Here is a 17448-nt window from a genome sequence, read left to right as displayed (position 1 = left end):
ATTACAGAGGCTAATGTGAGAGATCGATCTTCGCGCCGGTGATATTGACCATGCTCTTACCGGACAGCGTCGCTTTATCGCCTTCGATGGAAATACTGCTCGCCTTCACCGACAACACCTCCTTGCTCTCCAGGGTCGCGCCTTCCCGCAAAGTCAACTTATTATCAGACGACGCCAGTTCCACGGCGTTGGCAAGCGTGTCAAAGGACAGCTGAAACTGGCGCCCTTCTTTATTGGTCACCAATGCCTTGTTGGTGTTTTCCTGAGAGGGGGCTATCGGTGCCCGGTTGACGGGATTGTGCATGGCTCCAAGAATCACCGGACAGCCAGGATCCTCGTCGAAAAAACCCACCACTACTTCATCACCGGTTTCGGGGTAGAAGCAAAAGCCGCTCATCTGGCTGGCATACGGGCTGGAGAAGCGCGCCCACAGGACATTATCCATGTCGCCCAGTACCGGCATACGAACCCGGAGGCGATTCATGCCACTTATATCCTCTTCAAACGGCGCAACCACACCGATATGAAGACCTGTCACACGGGGAACAAGCGTCGCATCGCGAGTGAAATCGTCGTTGCCCACCGAGACGGTTGTTCGCCATCCCTCTTCCTTGCTGATCCGATGACGTATCCCGGTAATGATCCCGTGACCGTCAACCGACCGGCCATAATCTTCTATCGCCAATGTTTGCCCTAGCCGGTAATCAATGGAACCTTCAACCGCAAACTCCCCTTGAACGCCCGCGGCCTGCAGATTCATCAGAAGCCCCGTGGCCAGGGAAGTCGCAGCATCGAAACGCAGCGACGTACTGTAGTTGAACGCCCACGACGTCGCATTCAGGCGATTACCTTGTGCCGCGTTAAATGCCTGCGTTCCGAGTACCGCCACGCCGGCCAATGCGGTCTGGCTGATCTGCGCCTTGTCATCCCAGGTCGTCACAGTCAACGCTGAAGGTTGATATTGCTCACTGAATGACCATGACCCTTCTTCTATCAACGGGTCTTCACCCGTTAAGCGAGCATGTTGATGCAAAGTGTGCGACGGAATGCCGGAGAGCACCGGCCGCATGATCTCAACCCCTTCCGGAGCGGGAAATAACCAGACTCCGTTCGCATTAAGCCGGCAACGGAGGAAATTCCAGTCAGAGCAACGAAACTGCACCAGTTGGTCGTACACGGTATCCATTCCCGTCACCGAGAGCAATGGAATCGCCTGCTCGAGCAGCAGTCTCCCGGCAATGGCCGCATCGTTCTGCTCCTGGAACACCTGCGAGCGATGCGTACTTACCAGGGCCTGCAACCCATGACGCAGCGACAGCGTCAATTCGACACGATCGCGGCGCATTTTGAGCGTCTGTTGCACAATGACGCCGCGAAAAATGCAGCTCTCGATCCCGTGCTCGACCAGTAAAATTGCTATGGATCGGCCTGGCGTGCAAAGTTCGATATCCTCGTCACATGACGGCAAGGTTTCCAAAGCATTCCCCGCCACCGACAGAACGACTGTTCCGGCAGGTATCCCATTCACCTTGTGATGGGTATCGGCCCAGATCGGCTTCAACACCCTCAACGGTGCAGGTGGCTCGCCAGTCAGCAGTACGATGAGCGGAGTGGGTCGCATCAACGCGTCCCCTTGCCGGCAGCAGACACCTTCAGTGTCTGGCCTGGCCGGATCGCATCGAGGCTGTCCAGATCGTTCTCCGCAGCGACCTCGAGATAGTCCGTCGCGCCGGTCAGGGTAGAAGCGGCGCTATTCGTCACTTGCGCGAGGGACGTCGCATCAGGCACGTTCACGACTGCACTAGCAGGCGCCTTCAACTGTTCTTCGGCACTTTGCAGTGTCAAGCTTCCATCCGCTGTCAGCACGAGTGTCGCCGTCGCGCGCAATGGCGTCGCATCGCGTTCGAACAGGGTGTATCGAATCGACAGTGAACTCATGCGCCCAGAAAAGTAGCCCCTCCCATTCCAGCGCATCTTTCCCCACCGGACCTGCAGATAGCGCGGCTCGCTGTCTGCCGGATTGACGTTGTAGCAGAGCGAGCGAAGACGAGTGAGCTGGCGATCAATCGGCGTATGGTTGCCGGGCATTCTGGCATCGAACAGCAACTCGAGTGTCAGCCCCCCTGGCCGTGTCTGCACATAGCGATTGCTTTGCCTCGTGGTGTTGATGAACAGATCGGGGCGATAGTCGGTCTGGTAGTCCAGCGAAACGGAGTCAGGGTTGTACATCGCCGACAGCGTCCCGGACAACTGCGTCATTTCCCGATCGCTATAAGCTTTCAGCGTGAGTTTCGTCGGCTTGCGGTGCAGTACATTCATCTTACGCCCCAGCCTTCATCGCGTAGCTGCTCGATTATGCGCCGGGTGACCGCCTGGACGAGACGCTCCTCCTGAATGCGCTCCTGCGCGAAACTGAGTGGCGGCGGCGCAGCGGCGTTTTCCTCCGACCCAACGACTTTGGCCTGGATAACCAATTCCCTGATCTCAAGCGTCACAGCTTCACCCCCATCGGAATCATTTCCTGATAACGCAGTTCCAGCGTATTGATCAGGACCCGGCTGCTCGTGGCATCAAGATTGCTGGTATGCCAGCGGACGGGCAACGCCTTGGTGATCAACCAGTTGCAAAGCGGCAATGTATCGACGTCGAACAGCGTGATGACCGCATCGAGATACATGACCTTACCGGTCAATAGCTGAGCATTGACCATGATGCTCAAAGGAGTCAGCGCCATGACGCCACGCTCCAGCGTCAGCGAGCCGTGCTGGATTTTTTCGGCGAAATAGCGATTGCGTAGATTCTCACCACCTTCGCTGTAGGCGGAGACATTCCACTCACGGCTGAGTCCTGCAATGCGCTGGAAACTCGAGTCGACCACACTCGGTACCGGCATCCGGTCGAGCCAGAATGTCACTGAGAAGCGATGAGATGTCGCCGGTTGGAAAAATGCTGGGCTGTTCATCCTGCGCTCTCCCCCGCGGCACTAACTGAAGCTTGCATCACGCTCAAACGGGTATCGAACGCCAGACTGATAACGATGAACTCGGCCGGTTGGCCGACCGCCACCCCCACCTTCATGATCATTTTTCCGTTCACGACATCTTCCTCGGTCATGGTCTCGTTTAATCCGATCTGGATATAGAAAGCTTCTTGCTCCTCCGAGCCTTGCAAACCGCCGTCCAGCCAAAGTTGGCGCAACCAGAGATGCGCCAGGCCGCGATATTTGATCCAGGTGAGGGCATTATTCGTTTCGAAAACGAACTGACGGCCAATCCGGCTGAGTTCCGCCTCGATGAACGCGATGAAACGGCGGGTTTGCACATAGAGCCACGGTGAGGATGTATTGGGTGTAAGCGTGCGGCATCCCCATACGCGCGTGCCTCGCCCCGGAAAGCTGCGGATCAGATTGAGCGAGGCGCCGTCAGGCTGAAACAGGCCATCTGACTGAAGCCATGATTGGGATGGCTTGACCACCTGAGCCAGCGCCGCGTTAGCAGGCGCTTTCCACACACCCGACTCGCGATCGGTATATTCGATCACCGCTGCCAATGCTGCGGAAGGTGGCACCACGACAGGATTCTGCTCGTCCGTACCATAGGTGGTCACGAGATGCGGCCAGTACGCGGCGCCCCATTCCGGGTTGGCAGGATGGTTGGCCATGAAGCTGGCCAGGCATGCACTGGCGCTACCCGCTGCATCGGGCGGATCGAATAGACCAAAAACGCCCTGCCGCACCTGGCAAATCGTCAGCAATGCAAACCATGCTTTGGCCCAATCGCTGCTGGCTGCACCGACACCTTCCAGCAAAACCGTGTCAGGCATCGCTACCAAGGTGATGGTGCTTTCTATCGCGACCGCTTCGGAAATTCTGGCATCGCCGAATGCGCTGAGCAGTTGCGCGGCCGTGATACTTTCCAGCGGGCTATAGTCGCCCAACGAGAGCACAAAACCGCCGCTGCCACCGTTGTCGAAATAGTGTTTCACGGCATAGTAAAGGATCGCTGCGGTTGTTGAGGCTCCGCCGAACAAGCGCTCAAAGTCAGAGAAGCTGTTTATACGAACGGCGGAGAATTTAGCGCCTTGTTGCGTATAGCCAATAAACAGCGGCACAGCGCTTTCGATCTGATCCGATTGCCCCGGAATCGCCTGCTCACTGAAAGTGACATCCGGTTGATTTATCCCCATCATGAAGTCACTTCTCCCATTGAGCTCGTAAAACCGTGGGCGTGATATGGTGTTTTGGCGGTACTCCGCTACGAACTCATGCTCTGCGTAAATTGCAGGATGATAAATTCAGCGGGGCGAACTGCAGCCATACCCACGGTGGCGATCATCTGCCCCTGTGCAATCTGATCCGCCGTCATGGTTACGTTCAAACCGATTTGCACGAAGTAGGCTTCTTTCGGCGTTGCCCCTAACAATGCCCCTTGTATCCATAGGCTATACAGATAGTTCTCTATAGCGCTACGCACCTTCTCCCAGGTCGGCGCATTGTTGGGCTCGAACACCATGGTTTGCATGGTCGTCTTGATATCGCGCTCTGCGCTGTTAAACAGTCGTCGCACCGGAACGTATCGCCAGCTGGTGTCGCTATTTTTTGCCGTTCCCGCCAGGGTTCGTGCGCCCCAAACAATCAGTCCCCGGTTACTAAAGTTGCGGATAACGTTAATACCCGCATCGTTCATCGCCCCCTGCTGATCGTCGGTAACCATCGCACTGGCCCCAACGAAACCGCTGAGCGCCACGTTGGCTGGCGCCTTCCATACGCCACGCGTAGCATCAGTGCGGCAATAAACACCCGCTATCGCAGCACCTGGCGCAAGAAGCAGCGTGTTCGAAAGGTCGGCCGACACCATTTGATCGATCTCTGCGCTTACGGTGTTGTACTCGGCCGGATTGACGGACTTCAATTGAGCCAGATTCGTCACCTCATTGCCGGTTTTATTATTTCCATCGATATACCCGGACACAGTAATGGAGGCATCCGGTGAACGGGAGTATGGATAATAATTTGTCGTCAGGTAAGGGTAATACATCGCGATCTGGTCCGGCTGCGCAGAGGAGAGAGGCGACCCATCGGAACTACCTGCGATATAGAAATACCGCTTATCGGACGTCAACATACCACTCAAAACGCCCTGCAATGCATTATTAAGAGACGTAGTCGGCACCAGCAAGGTTATGTCATTTTCGCGATCGATTATAGAAGGCACGGCGTCATAATCAGCCTGGGCTGCGGGGTATTTTAGAGGCAAGATATAACACGGCCCACCGCCGTTCTGAAAATAACTTTGCACATCGTACGCGGCGTTCGGCTGGAACGAGACTGAATCGGTATAGGTATAGGTATCGCCCGAGCTGCCGCTCGCCTCTTTACCGTTCACGGCCGCTGGAGCAGGACTAGCGGTAGATTTAATCGAGACTGAAATAAGGGTTGCGGACGAGCAAATTGTCGTGAAATCCAACCAGCTCGCAATGCGAATACATTGATTATAATTAAATTTTTGGCTCCCTCCGCCGGCAGCAGAGAAATATCCAATAAACACAGGCACGGATGTCGCTAATTTACTGACCGAGATTGACGGCGACGCATCTTCATCGATATACACACCCGGGAAACTGGTTGTAACTGGCATGAAATTTTCCTTTTTCAGACAGATGTCGCGCGTAAAATCTGGTTGGCAAATCTGACCAGCATTATCCCTGCCCTACGCTTTGGGTAAAATTCAAAACGATAAACTCTGCCGGACGAACTGCCGCCATGCCTACGCTAATGATCAGCCTTCCCTGCGCCACGTCCTCGGGAGTCATGGTAATACCCTCGCCAATTTTGACGAAATAGGCCTCTGTCTCAGTCGAACCTAGCAGTGCTCCGCTTCGCCAGAGGCTGTAAAGATAATTGGCGATGGCACCACGCACCCTTTCCCAAGTCGGCTGGTTATTCGGCTCGAATACCATTGCCTGCATGGAAGTCTTTATATCCCGCTCAGCGCTATCGAACAGGCGCCGCACCGGAACATAACGCCAGTCATCACTGTCTTCCAGAGTACGTGCCCCCCAGACCACAGGACCCCGATTATCAAGGGTGCGAATCATATTGATTGCCTTCTCGCGATTATATTGCCCTTGCAAATCGTCTGACACCTTATATATCGGCTTATAGTTTGACGGGAGGGCCACATTTGCCGGCGCCTTCCATACGCCGCGCGTCCGATCCACCGCACAATATAATCCGGCCACCACCGCGCTGGCGGCAATGGTGTTAGTCGTCCAGTTTACCGAAAGGCCCGGGTAATAAACTGCCGCCCCCGATATGGCATCATAATCCTTCGCAGCTGTGCCATCGGTTATCTCGTCCGATGGACCATCAAGAACAGCGAATCTCCCGGTTCCCGGCGCGCAGAGGTCCCGTACTGAACTGCTCGTAATATCGGTTTTTCCGCAAGCGACAATCAAGGTGATATCGTCATATTTCGGCACAGAGCCGATCAGTGAGTCGTGCTCCGTTACATAACAGGCCCCGCCTCCACACTCGAAGTATGCTCGCACATTCCAAAAACCATTGGAATCAAGCTCCTTCCCCAAGCCTCGAACATACTGAACGAACTCTAAATAATTATTGAATTTAACTACAGAATAGCCCCAACCAAATACGGGAATTATGGGAATAGCAGTTGGTCTTGTACTGATGGAAATTGCGGGGGTAGTGTCTTCGTCGATATAAACACCGGGATAACTGACAGAAATTGACATCACAATTTCCTACTAAATTTGGTACTGGAGCGCAATGAAATGGGCTGCATTCAGCGTTGCCCAATGTGCTGTGCGAACTGGAGAATAATAAATTCAACCGGACGTACTGCCGCCGACCCTACACTTACTATCATCTTGCCCTGTGCAATATCACCGACCGTCATCGCGACGTCCTCGCCAATCCGCATGGAATAGGCTTCGCTTTCGGTCGCACCCGCCAACGCGCGCCTTCCACAGACTATGCAGATAGCCCGGCTACACTCAATGCGTCTGAAGCGTGACCCGGTCGGCCATCAGCCTCAGCTCCTGCACTGCCGCCTCGTTGCTGGTGGCATCCAGTGTCGGCGAGGTCAGCGAGGTGGGAAAAGCATTTGAAACATTCCAGGTGAGCAGTAATTTGGTGCCCGCATCATCGGTCAGACTGATGGTGATGTCCTTCTTTTCCACTTTATTCAGCGAGATGCTGTTGATCCAGTCATATAACTCAGAGTCCCCGGGAAATACTCCCTTGCGCAACGTGATGTTCACTGTCTGACGCTGCCCAGGCATTCTGAACCAGTTGCCAATGCCGTCCCGGTACTCGATCGTGTCATAGGTAATATCCAGTCCGGACACGTTATTGAACGGGATATTTTCGCTGCCAAGCGAAACGATGAACCGGTAGGTTGGAATCGGGTACGACGCGGCGATCTGATCAGCGGCGGTTGCCATTTGCATCCCCTTTTAGCGAAAATCACTTACACAAAGTCAAGCGTTGGGTACGGACTTCACATTTCCGATGCCAGCAATCATCGAAATCCAGTCTACTCGGAAGATCTGTTTAACGAAACGCCCACCCAATTCGATTGACTGGCCAAAGTAACCATTAATTAAATGTCGCGAATCGAAAACTGTTGAGCGAAGCTTAATACCTATTCAATTGATTTGCGTTGTGGCATTTTGTCTACAGGATATGCCGACTGGACTCTCCCGAGTTCACCCAAAAATGTGACGGGAATGGACGCGCACAAGCAGGTGGCCTGTTCGCCTTGAATGGAAACGTTGAATCGAGGAAGAAGGAAAGCGATGCGGCCGCCGTTCGGCGGCCGCAATGGGGTACCACTAACGCGTGAAACCAACGTTTAGAACTTACACACCCGTTGCCACCTCCGGCGGCGCCTCGCGGAAACCGCGCGTGATCCAGCCGAGATAGCACAACCCCAGCACGAACCACACCGCGCCAAGCACCAGAGCGGTTTTCTCGAGGCTCACCAGCAGCCAGATATCTGCAATCGCACCGGCCAGCGGAAACAGCAGGCCGCCAATCATACCCATCGCATTCGCACTGCCCTTCGCGCTGAAAAACTGGCGGACCACACACAGATTGACCGCAGTGAACGCGAGGAACGCGCCAAAGTTGATGAACGAGGTCGACGTCGCCACATCGAGCTTCAACGCGACCAGACCGACTGCGCCCGCGATCGCAATGTTCAGCGCCGGTGTCTTGAACTTCGGATGCACGAAACCGAAGATGCGCTTGGGCAATACTTCGTCGCGTCCCATCGCATACAGCAAACGGCCCACGCTTGCCTGCGCCGAGATGCCCGAAGCGAACTGCGCAAGGATCAGGCCGGCCAGAAACACCGTCACGAAGATATCGCCGCCCACTTTGCGCGCGACTTCGAAGGCGGCCGAATCCGGGTCCTTGAACACTGCACCCGGGTGCGCGAGTTGCACCGTGTACGCGGCGATCACGAAGATCGCGCCGCCGATCAGCGCGATCAGCACGATCGCGCGCGGCATGGTCTTTTCCGGGGCGATGGTTTCTTCGGTCAACGTCGACACCGCGTCGAAGCCAAGATACGAATAGGCGGCAATCGCGGCGCCCGCCATCGTCGCCGAGAACGGCACATGCGGCTTGAAGAACGGCTCAGCCGAAATCAGACCGCCAGGGCCGGCCGCAGCAGTCACATAGTGGCAGCACAACACGACGAACAACGCGACGATCGCGAGTTGCACGACCATCAGCACGATGTTGAAACGGTTCGCGAGTTCGATGCCGAGGATGTTCAGCGCACTCGTCAACACGATGAACGCGACAATCCAGATCCAGCTCGGAATGTGCGGAAACGCGGCACTGAGATACGCGGCGCCGATCAGCCAGATCACCATCGGCAGGAAGAAGTAATCGAGCAAGGTGGCCCAGCCGATCATGAAGCCCAGATGCGGATTAAAGGTTTTGCGTGTGTACGTATAAGCTGAACCGGCCACCGGGAAAAGCCGCGCAAGCTTGCCGTAACTGAGCGCAGTAAACACGATCGCGATCAGGGCAATCAGATACGCGAGCGCGGCAGTATCGTTGCTGGCGCTCGCCAGCACACCATAGGTGCCGTAGACAATCAGCGGCGCCATATAGGCGAGGCCGAACAGCAAGACTGAAGGCAGACCGAGCGTACGCTTCAGATGCGTGCCTTGGGGCGCGGCGGGTGCCCCGGCGCGTTCGGTGGGTGATGTTGGGGTCATGCGGTGTCTCCTCTTGCGAATGGGCGAGCGTCGCCGGGGGCGGTGTTGAACGCGCCCCGGTCGAGCTTTGTCGATCAGACCTGCTGGAAGCGCGTATGCCGCGCCGATGATTCTTTGCTGACGTACTGCTTGTTTGCGCTTATTGGCGCCTGGGTGCGCTTATGCGTGCCTGCACATAAGCGCGCGCACCTTAACGCGGGCGGATCACACGCGTACGTTGCCCGTGCTCGCCGTCCTGCGTCGTGAGGTCGAGCGCAATGCGCGCGTCATGCAGATAACGATAGTGTTCGCGCGCGCCTTCAAGACGCGCCGGATCGAGCGTGGCGCGCAGGACCGTTTCTTCCTGCCCGGCGTCGCACACCACGTCGCCGAATGGATCGATCAGCGCCGATTCGCCGGGGAATGTGAGGTTGTCGTCACCTGAACCGATGCGATTCACGAGCGCCGCGAACATCTGATTCTCCATGGCGCGTGCCACGATTGCCCGGCGATGCACCGGCCCGAACGGCTCCATATTGCCGTTCGTTACGATCAGCAGATCGGCGCCGAGCGAGGCGACTGCGCGCGCCGTTTCGGGAAACTCGATGTCGTAGCAGATCAGGAGGCCAACGGTCAGGCCCTTGAAGCTGCATACTTCGTAACGGTCGCCCGGTTCGAACACACCAACGTCCGACGCCCACAGATGCGTCTTGCGATAGCGCAGCGCGATCTCGCCGCGTTCGTCAATCAGCACCGTGGTGTTGAAAAAGCGGCTGCCGTCACGCTCGGCGAGCCCCACCGCCACCGCTACGCGTGCTTCGCGCGCCGCATTGCGGACCGCGGTAAGCGACGGCCCGTCGATCGGTTCGGCCACGTCGCCGATGGTGTCCCGCGTCGGAAAGCCCGACAGCGTGGTCTCCGGAAACACGATCAGATCGGTTCCGGCCGCACGTTGGCCGATGGTTCGCAGCACGCGTTGCACGTTTTTACCACCCACGCCCGTCGCACCGTCCACAATCGGAATCTGTGCCAGTTCAAGTTGAAGCATTCTGTCTCCTGTCGACCAGAGTTGGCGCTTTAGCTGTCGACCAGAGTTGGCGCTTTAGCGCTTACTCTGGTCCCATGCAAAGCACTTACTCTGGTCCCATGCAATCTGCGGTCGACCAGAGTTGGCGCTTTAGCACCTACTCTGGCCCCATGCAATATAGTTGCGGCCCTTGCCTGTCTGCTTCGCGTTAAATTGCGGCTGTTGTCGGGCCGCCCGCTTTGCAGGTTGGGCCTATTATTACCAGACATATTTTTGTCCGTAATCACCCTGCTGGGTTACCCTCAACGGAGCACGCATGGAACTCGAATGGCGCGATCTGGCCTTTCACCGCGAGATCGGCGCGGTTATCGACGCACTCGACAGCGCGCAATTCTGGACTCGCCTCACGCGCGCGCTCGAACGCTATGTCGTGTTCGACAACTGGGTCGCCCTGCGCTTCACACCTGGCGCGGCGCCCCTCGTCTGCGCCGAATCGCCCACCCCGGACGGCGCGGTGGATGCGATGTTCCAGGACTATCTCGCGGCGCTTTATCAACTCGACCCGTTTTATATCGCCGCGACCGAGAAGCCCGCATCCGGCTTCGTCACGCTTGCGGACGTCGCGCCCGACAACTTCTCGATGACCGACTACTACCAGCGGTACTTCAGGAAAAACATTGTCGGCGATGAAGTGCACTTCAACTACATGATCGACGCGCGGCATACGCTGGCGTTCTCGCTAGGCGCAACGCAGCGCTATGGCGAGCGCGACCTGGCGGTGCTCGCGCTCTGCGCGCCATGGGTGATCGCGTTGTTGCGGCAGCGCCTGCCGTATGAGGCATTCGACGCGCCGGAGCCGGCCTCGAACGAGGCAGTGACACAAACAGCAATGGGAGCAGCGACAGAAGCAGGCGTCCCGGCGGACGCACCTGCCTATGCCGCGCGCTTCGAGCAGGTGTCGTCGACGGGCGGCCGCTCGCCACTCACCGCGCGCGAAGTCGAGGTGGCGATGCTGACCTTAAGCGGATTTTCAACGCGCGCCATCGCGGAGAAACTGACGATCTCGTTCGAGACGGTGCGTGCGCACAAGAAGCACATTTATACGAAGCTCAATGTCAACTCGCAATCGGAGTTGTTTGCGCTGTTTTATGAGGCGGGACGCAAAGGGGCGTGACGTCCCGCTGATTGATTGCCGGCTGGCGTCACGATCCGCATGCGGCGCAACCGCTCGCCGTCTCTTCGTAGCGATCGTGATGCTTGAGCCAATCGCCCATATTCTTCTTCTCGTTGCGTCCTTTCGGCGTGACGTCGAAATGCGCGTACGCGCTGAGGAACTGCTCGCCGCCGCGTCCGTACGTGGAATAGGTGTGATAGACGTCGCCCGCTTCGTCCTTGTAGAACACGCTGTGACCGGGCAGCTCGTCGATTCCGACATCCTGCCCGGTGAAGTTGTAGAACGCTTTCTTGCTGGCGATCTCCTCCGGCGTGAACGACACGTGATAGTCGAAATTAAAGTCGCTCTCACTCGACGACACCCACGGAAACTTCCAGCCCATACGTTTCCTGAAAGCCTCGATCTTCGCGAGCGGCCCACGCGAGACCGCCACGTACGATACGTCGTGATGTTCAAGATGCGTCAGGATGCCGTCCATGTGATCCGACACGAACGAGCAGCCGAAACAACCCTCTTCCCAATCCGGGCCCAGCATGAAGTGATAGACAATCAACTGGCTGCGGCCGCCGAACAGATCGGCGAGTGTCTTACGGCCTTGCGGCGTGTCGAATACATAGGTCTTGTCGACCTTCACCCACGGCAGTTCACGACGTTTGCGGGCGAGTTCATCGCCGGCGCGTGTGTACGCTTTCTCTTCCACTAATAGCGCCTTGCTGGCGGCCAACCATTCTTCCCTGGTACCGATCCGGTGTTGCGGGTCCATGTGCGTCTCCTTCTCTGCGTCGTGCAAGTTCGATAGAGCAAAGTCAGGCGAAGTAGCGTTCCAGCGAATCGAGGCCATGGCTCCAGCCAGACTGATGCAGATCGCGCGTTTCTTCGTCGATGAACTGTTCATGAGTGAGCGTCAGCAACGTGCCGTTACCGTCTGGGCGCAATAGCACCGTGACGAGCGACTCCTGCTCCGGCTGCGAACGCCATGCCCACGTGAACACCAGCTTGGCGTCGGGCACCACTTCCAGATACTGACCGTAGACCTCCAGCTCCCGGCCGTCCGGCTTGCGATACCCCATCGTGAAGCGTCCGTCGACACGCGCATCCACTTCCGCGCGGAGCACCTCGGCGCCGTTCGGATGCATCCACTTCATGAATTGCGCCGCCTCCGTCCAGGCGCGAAAGACTTTGGCTGGCGCGGCGTCGAGGCGCCGCTGGAGGGTGAGGCTGGGCTTGGTGGACATGGGGTTTCCTCTTCGACGAAAGCAGCAAGACGATCGAGTGATTCGGACCAGAAGCGCCGATAGCGGGTGAGCCACTCCATGGCTTCCTCCATGGGTCCGGCGGACAGGCGGCACGCCACCGTGCGCCCGGTTTTGCTGCGTGTGATGAGACCGGCCTCGGACAGCACGTCGAGGTGTTTCATCACCGCGGGCAAGGACATTGCAAAAGGCTCGGCGAGTTCGCTGACCGACAGATCGCTCAGTTCGGACAGACGCGCGAGCAACGCTCGCCGCGTCGGATCGGACAGCGCGGCAAAGGTGCGATCGAGTAGCATTTCATTAAACTTAACCATGAGGTTAAGTATAGAAACGCGCGTGAGGATGTCAAGGACCGGTGCGTGCTTGTCTCAAAGCGCGCGCGAACAGGTGAAAGAAAGCGGCTGAAGTAGCGGTGAACGAATCAGCGAAGGGGACGCAGCAAAAAGATACGCGGCGCATCGCAGATAAAACCCTGCAACACGCCACGTCAAGGTGGAGAACAACCGACTACACGTTCGAGCAAAGCGGCAAAAAAGGCCCGCGCCACTCTCGCGTTACAACAAATCGCGCAAAACGCAATGCGGCAGAATCAGATCGCCCAACCGCCGAGATAGAAGCCGACCAGCACGATAGCGATGGCCACCGTACCGACGTTCAGCTTGCGATACTCGCCGCTCACCACGCGGCCGATCACCAGCGTCGCGAAGCCGAGCATGATGCCCGTCACGATGTTGGCGGTCAGCACGATGAACACAGCGCACATCAGGCCCGACATCGCGTCGACCATATCGTCCATGTGCAGCTTGCTCACGTTCGAGAGCATCAGCAGACCCACGTACATCAGCGCCGGAGCCGTTGCATACGAAGGCACCAGACTGGCCAACGGCGAGAAGAACATCACCACGAGGAACAGCAGACCGACCACCGCTGCCGCCATGCCCGTCTTCGCGCCGGCTGCTACGCCGACCGTCGATTCGATGTAGGCCGCCGCCGGTGCGCCACCGAGCAGGCCAGAGAAAATCGAGCTGAGCGAATCCGCCGTCAACGCACGGCCGCCGTTGATGATGCGGCCGTTTTCGTCGAGTTGACCGGCTTGTCCGGCGACAGCGCGAATGGTGCCGGTTGCGTCGAACACAGCGGTCATCACGAGAGCCAGCACGCTAGGCAGGACTGCCATCGACAGCGCACCCTTGATGTCCATCGCACCGATCAGCGACGAATGGCCCGGTGCGCTCAGCGACGGCAGTGCGAACACGCCGTGGAACGCCACCGCCGGATCGATCACGAGCGCAATCGCCGAGATCGCGACGATCACGATCAGGATCGAACCCGGCACGCGACGGCGCACCAGACCGAAGATCGCAGCCAGACCCGCCACCGACATGATCGCCGGCAACGCCGTGATATTGCCGAGCGACACCGGCAGACCGGCACCCGGATTCTTGACGACCAGACCCACATCATTCGCGGCGATCAGCAGCAGGAACAGGCCGATGCCGATACCCGTGCCGTGCGCGATGCCGGTCGGCAGATTGCGCAGAATCCACGAACGCACGCCGGTCACCGAGATTCCGGTGAAGACGAGACCCATCAGGAACACCGCGCCGAGCGCGACGTTCGGATGCAGACCTTTACCGAGCACAAGACCGAACGCGGTAAACGCGGTCAGCGAAATCGCGCAGCCGATCGCGATCGGCAGACGCGCCCACACACCCATCAGCAGCGAGCCGAAAGCGGTGGTCAGGCACACGGCGACGAACACCGCGCTGGTATCGAAGCCCGCTTTGCCGAACATGCCCGGCACGACGAACACGGAATAGACCATCGCGAGGAAGGTCGTGATGCCCGCGACGATTTCTGTACGCTGCGAACTGCCGCGTGAAGAGATTTCGAAGTAGCGGTCGAGAAAGCCCTTTCCGTCGAATGATTCGGCGCCGACTTCAGAAATCGGTTGGGCGTGGGGTTCCATCATGATGAGTGCCTCCTTTATCAGCGGGCTGAAACGGCTCGTATTCGGGCCGCCATCAGGTTCGTCTCGTTGCGTTGATCTAATGTGGTGTGGCAAGGTTTGAACGTCGGCTTGCGATGCGTCCGGACAACCCGCACGCTCCGTTCTTCTTTTGCTGTCTCGAAATGTAGGGCAACACAAATATGTCTCCCATCGCATGAATGGCATGCTCGACATGTCGCGATGCTTATATCGTTTAAAGGACGGCAAACCATGGGGACGCTCCGCGCGTTTACACCTACGGTTTGTCATCAAGTTATGAAAGGGTTTTGCGGGGTTCGGCGCGCAAAAACAGGCATTCATCGTGGCCAGAAGCTTGCAACGCGACATGAACCGTGCGTTGGAGACACCTGTCAGAAAGCCTGCAAAACCGGGTCGCCCCGGCGCCGCGGGTTACACTCTGACCCTTACGCGACTTAAAGCGTGACTTAACTGCGGCGGTCCACAGCGCCCGTCCGCACTGGCCCATGGAGTCCTTCTTGATGAGCGGCGGTTTTTCGCGTCCTGCCTGGCGTCTTCTGATTCTTGCTGTGTTCGCGCTGCTCGCGCTGTCCGGTTGCAGCCTGCTGTGGGGCCCGCAGCAGGCGCCGATTGTCGATGCCACCGTGATGCCCGTCGAACCCGCGAGCGCGCCTGTGGCCGCCTCCGCGCCGGAACCCGTCGAGACTGAAGCGACCGAGCCCGAACAGCCGAAGAAGCCTAAGAAACCGGTCGTCAAGCCGCACAAGGTCGAACCGCCGCCGCCGGTCGCCACGCCCGCGCCGCCGCCCCCTGCCCCCGCGCCGCTGATCGTGCTGCGCACGATCGAGCGTAGCGACGCGCGCGCCTTGCTCGATAGCGAAGTGCAGAAACCCGACGGCAAGGTGGTGGGCCGCGCGGTCGATATGATCGCGGATGCGAGCGGCAAGCCGCGCGAGATGGTGGTCAATCTGCAGGGTTTCCTCGGTGTCGGCGACCGCAAGGTCAATTTCCCGTGGAGCGCTTTCCGCTTCACGCCGACCGCGAAAACCGCGCCGATCACGCTCAACGCGGCGGCCGTGCCGGCTCCTGCTGCGAAGTCCGCTGCCGTGCAATTGCCGCTGATCGACGCCGATGTCGAGCGTTCGAACGGCGCCAAGGTCGGCCGTGTGATCGATGTGCTGATTGACGCCAACGCTCAGCCGCAGGCGGTCGTGCTCGACGTCAACGGCATGGTCAGCACCGAGCGGCGCACGATTGCCGCCAACTGGTCGGCGCTGCGTTTCGTCACGAAAGACAACGAACTGCATCCGCTGATGGATTTGAGCGACGCGCAGATCAATGCGACGCCGCCGTACGCCAGCGACAAACCGATCCGCGCGGTGTCGCCGGCGCCGCCGACCGCTCCGGCGCCGGCTCCCGCCGCTGCGGCTTCTGCCGCGCCGGCCCCTGTCGCTGCGGGTTCCAACACACGGGCGGCCCGATGATAGGCCGCACTTTGGTCACCGCACGCAGTTTGCGCGCACTCGATTGGCTAAATTTTTTCGTCGCCAACGTGCAGACGGGATTCGGGCCATTCATTGCGTCGTACCTTGCCTCGCACAAGTGGACTCAGGGCGAGATCGGCATGGCGCTGTCTGTCGGCACCATTAGCGCGATGGTGAGCCAGGTGCCGGGTGGCGCTGCCGTCGACGCGCTGCGCAACAAAAAAGGCGCTGCCGCATGGGCGATCTTCGCGATCATTTTCAGCGCGGTGCTGCTGGCCGCGAGCCCGACGGTGTTGCCGGTGATTGCCGCGGAGGTGTTCCACGGCTTTGCCAGCTGCATGCTGACGCCGGCGTTGGCCGCGATCTCGTTCGCCCTGGTGGGGCGTGCGAATCTGGGCGACCGGTTGGGACGCAATGCGCGCTGGGCGTCGATCGGCAGCGCCGTCGCGGCCGGGCTGATGGGCGTATTCGGCGAATACTATTCGCCTCGCGCGGTGTTCTGGCTGACGGCGGCGCTTGCCGTGCCGGCGCTGATTGCGCTGACGATGATTCAGCGCACCGATACGATCGAGTTGCCCAAAGCCGGGCCGACACCTGAACAGATCGAACGACGCGAGAGTTTGCGCGAGTTGTTGCGTGACAAACGGATGCTGCTGTTTGCGGCTTGCATCGTGCTGTTCCACTTGTCGAATGCGGCGATGCTGAATCTCGCCGCTGGCGAAGTGACGGCCGGCATGGGCGACAACGTGCAGCTCGTGATTGCCGCGTGCATTATCGTGCCGCAGGCGATTGTGGCGATGATGTCGCCATGGGTTGGGCGCTCGGCCGAGCGGTGGGGACGCCGGCCGATTTTGCTGCTTGGCTTTTCGGCGCTGCCGATCCGGGCGCTGTTGTTTGCCGGGATCAGCAGCCCTTATTTGCTGGTGCCGGTGCAGATGCTGGACGGCCTGAGCGCGGCCGTGTTCGGCGTGATGCTGCCGTTGATTGCCGCCGATGTCGCCGGCGGGAAGGGGCGGTATAACCTTTGTATTGGGCTGTTTGGGTTGGCGGCTGGGATCGGGGCGACTTTGAGCACGACTGCTGCCGGGTTTGTGGCGGATCATTTTGGCAATGCTGTGAGCTTTTTTGGACTCGCCGCTGCGGGCGCACTTGCTGTTTTGCTGGTTTGGGCGGCGATGCCCGAAACGCGGGATCCAGCTGCGGCTGACGAGGCTGCGCCTGTGGCTGATGGGAAGTCGGCTGCTAGATGATCTGGTTTTTTTTGCCTTTGGCGGCGGCATTGTCGGTTTGCCTGTGGTGTTGGGTTT

The 17448-nt window shown here is 58.6% G+C and carries 17 protein-coding genes; 3 read left to right on the top strand and 14 right to left on the bottom strand.

All coding sequences use genetic code 11. The features are described from left to right. Positions 1-10 precede the first annotated feature (10 nt). The 10 genes from AYM40_RS06195 to AYM40_RS06150 all read right to left on the bottom strand — a co-directional run bounded on the left by AYM40_RS06195 (position 11) and on the right by AYM40_RS06150 (position 10282). Positions 11-1621, bottom strand: coding sequence for a phage baseplate assembly protein V (locus AYM40_RS06195; protein ID WP_063495454.1), 1611 nt, complete (start codon positions 1619-1621; stop codon positions 11-13). Next, positions 1621-2319: a hypothetical protein gene (locus AYM40_RS06190; protein WP_063495453.1), complete on the bottom strand. Its 699-nt coding sequence runs from the start codon at positions 2317-2319 to the stop codon at positions 1621-1623. Before AYM40_RS06190 ends, AYM40_RS06195 begins: the two co-directional genes overlap by 1 nt. Next, the gene (locus tag AYM40_RS06185; RefSeq protein WP_063495452.1) at positions 2316-2495 is read right to left on the bottom strand and encodes a DUF5908 family protein; all 180 of its coding nucleotides are present in this window, start codon (positions 2493-2495) and stop codon (positions 2316-2318) included. The genes AYM40_RS06190 and AYM40_RS06185 overlap by 4 nt, the downstream gene beginning before the upstream one ends. Further along, entirely contained in the window at positions 2492-2962 is a 471-nt protein-coding gene (locus AYM40_RS06180) for a phage tail protein (protein ID WP_063495451.1), read from the bottom strand. The genes AYM40_RS06185 and AYM40_RS06180 overlap by 4 nt, the downstream gene beginning before the upstream one ends. Continuing rightward, a complete protein-coding gene (locus AYM40_RS06175; protein WP_082854965.1) occupies positions 2959-4188 on the bottom strand; it encodes a phage tail sheath family protein in 1230 nt (409 codons plus the stop codon). The genes AYM40_RS06180 and AYM40_RS06175 overlap by 4 nt, the downstream gene beginning before the upstream one ends. Positions 4189-4253: 65 nt before the next feature. Then, entirely contained in the window at positions 4254-5636 is a 1383-nt protein-coding gene (locus AYM40_RS42240; RefSeq protein ID WP_063495449.1) for a phage tail sheath family protein, read from the bottom strand. A 61-nt stretch (positions 5637-5697) separates the two neighbouring features. Beyond that, complete coding sequence (locus AYM40_RS06165; protein WP_063495448.1) at positions 5698-6753, bottom strand: phage tail sheath family protein; 1056 nt, start codon at positions 6751-6753, stop codon at positions 5698-5700. A gap of 261 nt (positions 6754-7014) precedes the next feature. After that, positions 7015-7464 (bottom strand): phage tail protein, encoded by a 450-nt coding sequence (locus AYM40_RS06160; RefSeq protein WP_063497868.1) that lies wholly within the window; start codon positions 7462-7464, stop codon positions 7015-7017. 417 nt (positions 7465-7881) lie between these two features. Then, positions 7882-9255 (bottom strand): APC family permease, encoded by a 1374-nt coding sequence (locus AYM40_RS06155; RefSeq protein WP_063495447.1) that lies wholly within the window; start codon positions 9253-9255, stop codon positions 7882-7884. Between the two features lie 190 nt (positions 9256-9445). After that, positions 9446-10282 (bottom strand): carbon-nitrogen hydrolase family protein, encoded by an 837-nt coding sequence (locus AYM40_RS06150; RefSeq protein ID WP_063495446.1) that lies wholly within the window; start codon positions 10280-10282, stop codon positions 9446-9448. Positions 10283-10577: 295 nt separating this feature from the next. Here AYM40_RS06150 and AYM40_RS06145 point away from each other — a divergent pair, with 295 nt between their 5' ends. Further along, complete coding sequence (locus tag AYM40_RS06145) at positions 10578-11435, top strand: helix-turn-helix transcriptional regulator (protein WP_063495445.1); 858 nt, start codon at positions 10578-10580, stop codon at positions 11433-11435. 28 nt (positions 11436-11463) lie between these two features. Here the strand turns inward: AYM40_RS06145 and AYM40_RS06140 are convergent, their stop codons facing one another. The 4 genes from AYM40_RS06140 to AYM40_RS06125 form a co-directional block, all read right to left on the bottom strand. After that, entirely contained in the window at positions 11464-12198 is a 735-nt protein-coding gene (locus AYM40_RS06140; RefSeq protein ID WP_063495444.1) for a DUF899 domain-containing protein, read from the bottom strand. Between the two features lie 43 nt (positions 12199-12241). Continuing rightward, positions 12242-12670, bottom strand: coding sequence for an SRPBCC family protein (locus tag AYM40_RS06135; protein WP_063495443.1), 429 nt, complete (start codon positions 12668-12670; stop codon positions 12242-12244). Further along, positions 12577-12984 carry a metalloregulator ArsR/SmtB family transcription factor gene (locus tag AYM40_RS06130; RefSeq protein WP_335341183.1) on the bottom strand — a complete coding sequence of 136 codons (408 nt, stop codon included), beginning with the start codon at positions 12982-12984 and terminating at the stop codon, positions 12577-12579. Before AYM40_RS06130 ends, AYM40_RS06135 begins: the two co-directional genes overlap by 94 nt. A gap of 293 nt (positions 12985-13277) precedes the next feature. Then, complete coding sequence (locus AYM40_RS06125; RefSeq protein ID WP_063495441.1) at positions 13278-14660, bottom strand: NCS2 family permease; 1383 nt, start codon at positions 14658-14660, stop codon at positions 13278-13280. Positions 14661-15178: 518 nt separating this feature from the next. Between AYM40_RS06125 and AYM40_RS06120 the strand changes: the two genes are divergently transcribed. Then, complete coding sequence (locus AYM40_RS06120; protein WP_063495440.1) at positions 15179-16141, top strand: PRC-barrel domain-containing protein; 963 nt, start codon at positions 15179-15181, stop codon at positions 16139-16141. Continuing rightward, a complete protein-coding gene (locus AYM40_RS06115) occupies positions 16138-17391 on the top strand; it encodes an MFS transporter (RefSeq protein WP_063495439.1) in 1254 nt (417 codons plus the stop codon). The genes AYM40_RS06120 and AYM40_RS06115 overlap by 4 nt, the downstream gene beginning before the upstream one ends. Positions 17392-17448 lie beyond the last annotated feature (57 nt).

Origin of the sequence: Paraburkholderia phytofirmans OLGA172 (assembly GCF_001634365.1) — a bacterium.
Taxonomy (GTDB): Bacteria; Pseudomonadota; Gammaproteobacteria; order Burkholderiales; family Burkholderiaceae; genus Paraburkholderia.
The sequence above is the reverse complement of the archived record's forward strand: the minus strand, read 5'-3'. Positions and strand labels throughout refer to the sequence as shown.

Bases quoted from the DNA above. Each gene is read 5' to 3' on its own strand.
- AYM40_RS06120 (WP_063495440.1), top strand. From the start codon at position 15,179: ATGAGCGGCGGTTTTTCGCGTCCTGCCTGGCGTCTTCTGATTCTTGCT.
- AYM40_RS06140 (WP_063495444.1), bottom strand. From the start codon at position 12,198: ATGGACCCGCAACACCGGATCGGTACCAGGGAAGAATGGTTGGCCGCC.
- AYM40_RS06130 (WP_335341183.1), bottom strand. From the start codon at position 12,984: ATGCTACTCGATCGCACCTTTGCCGCGCTGTCCGATCCGACGCGGCGA.
- AYM40_RS06145 (WP_063495445.1), top strand. From the start codon at position 10,578: ATGGAACTCGAATGGCGCGATCTGGCCTTTCACCGCGAGATCGGCGCG.
- AYM40_RS06195 (WP_063495454.1), bottom strand. From the start codon at position 1,621: ATGCGACCCACTCCGCTCATCGTACTGCTGACTGGCGAGCCACCTGCA.
- AYM40_RS06180 (WP_063495451.1), bottom strand. From the start codon at position 2,962: ATGAACAGCCCAGCATTTTTCCAACCGGCGACATCTCATCGCTTCTCA.
- AYM40_RS06160 (WP_063497868.1), bottom strand. From the start codon at position 7,464: ATGGCAACCGCCGCTGATCAGATCGCCGCGTCGTACCCGATTCCAACC.
- AYM40_RS06175 (WP_082854965.1), bottom strand. From the start codon at position 4,188: ATGATGGGGATAAATCAACCGGATGTCACTTTCAGTGAGCAGGCGATT.
- AYM40_RS06155 (WP_063495447.1), bottom strand. From the start codon at position 9,255: ATGACCCCAACATCACCCACCGAACGCGCCGGGGCACCCGCCGCGCCC.
- AYM40_RS06125 (WP_063495441.1), bottom strand. From the start codon at position 14,660: ATGATGGAACCCCACGCCCAACCGATTTCTGAAGTCGGCGCCGAATCA.
- AYM40_RS06115 (WP_063495439.1), top strand. From the start codon at position 16,138: ATGATAGGCCGCACTTTGGTCACCGCACGCAGTTTGCGCGCACTCGAT.
- AYM40_RS06135 (WP_063495443.1), bottom strand. From the start codon at position 12,670: ATGTCCACCAAGCCCAGCCTCACCCTCCAGCGGCGCCTCGACGCCGCG.
- AYM40_RS42240 (WP_063495449.1), bottom strand. From the start codon at position 5,636: ATGCCAGTTACAACCAGTTTCCCGGGTGTGTATATCGATGAAGATGCG.
- AYM40_RS06190 (WP_063495453.1), bottom strand. From the start codon at position 2,319: ATGAATGTACTGCACCGCAAGCCGACGAAACTCACGCTGAAAGCTTAT.
- AYM40_RS06165 (WP_063495448.1), bottom strand. From the start codon at position 6,753: ATGTCAATTTCTGTCAGTTATCCCGGTGTTTATATCGACGAAGACACT.
- AYM40_RS06150 (WP_063495446.1), bottom strand. From the start codon at position 10,282: ATGCTTCAACTTGAACTGGCACAGATTCCGATTGTGGACGGTGCGACG.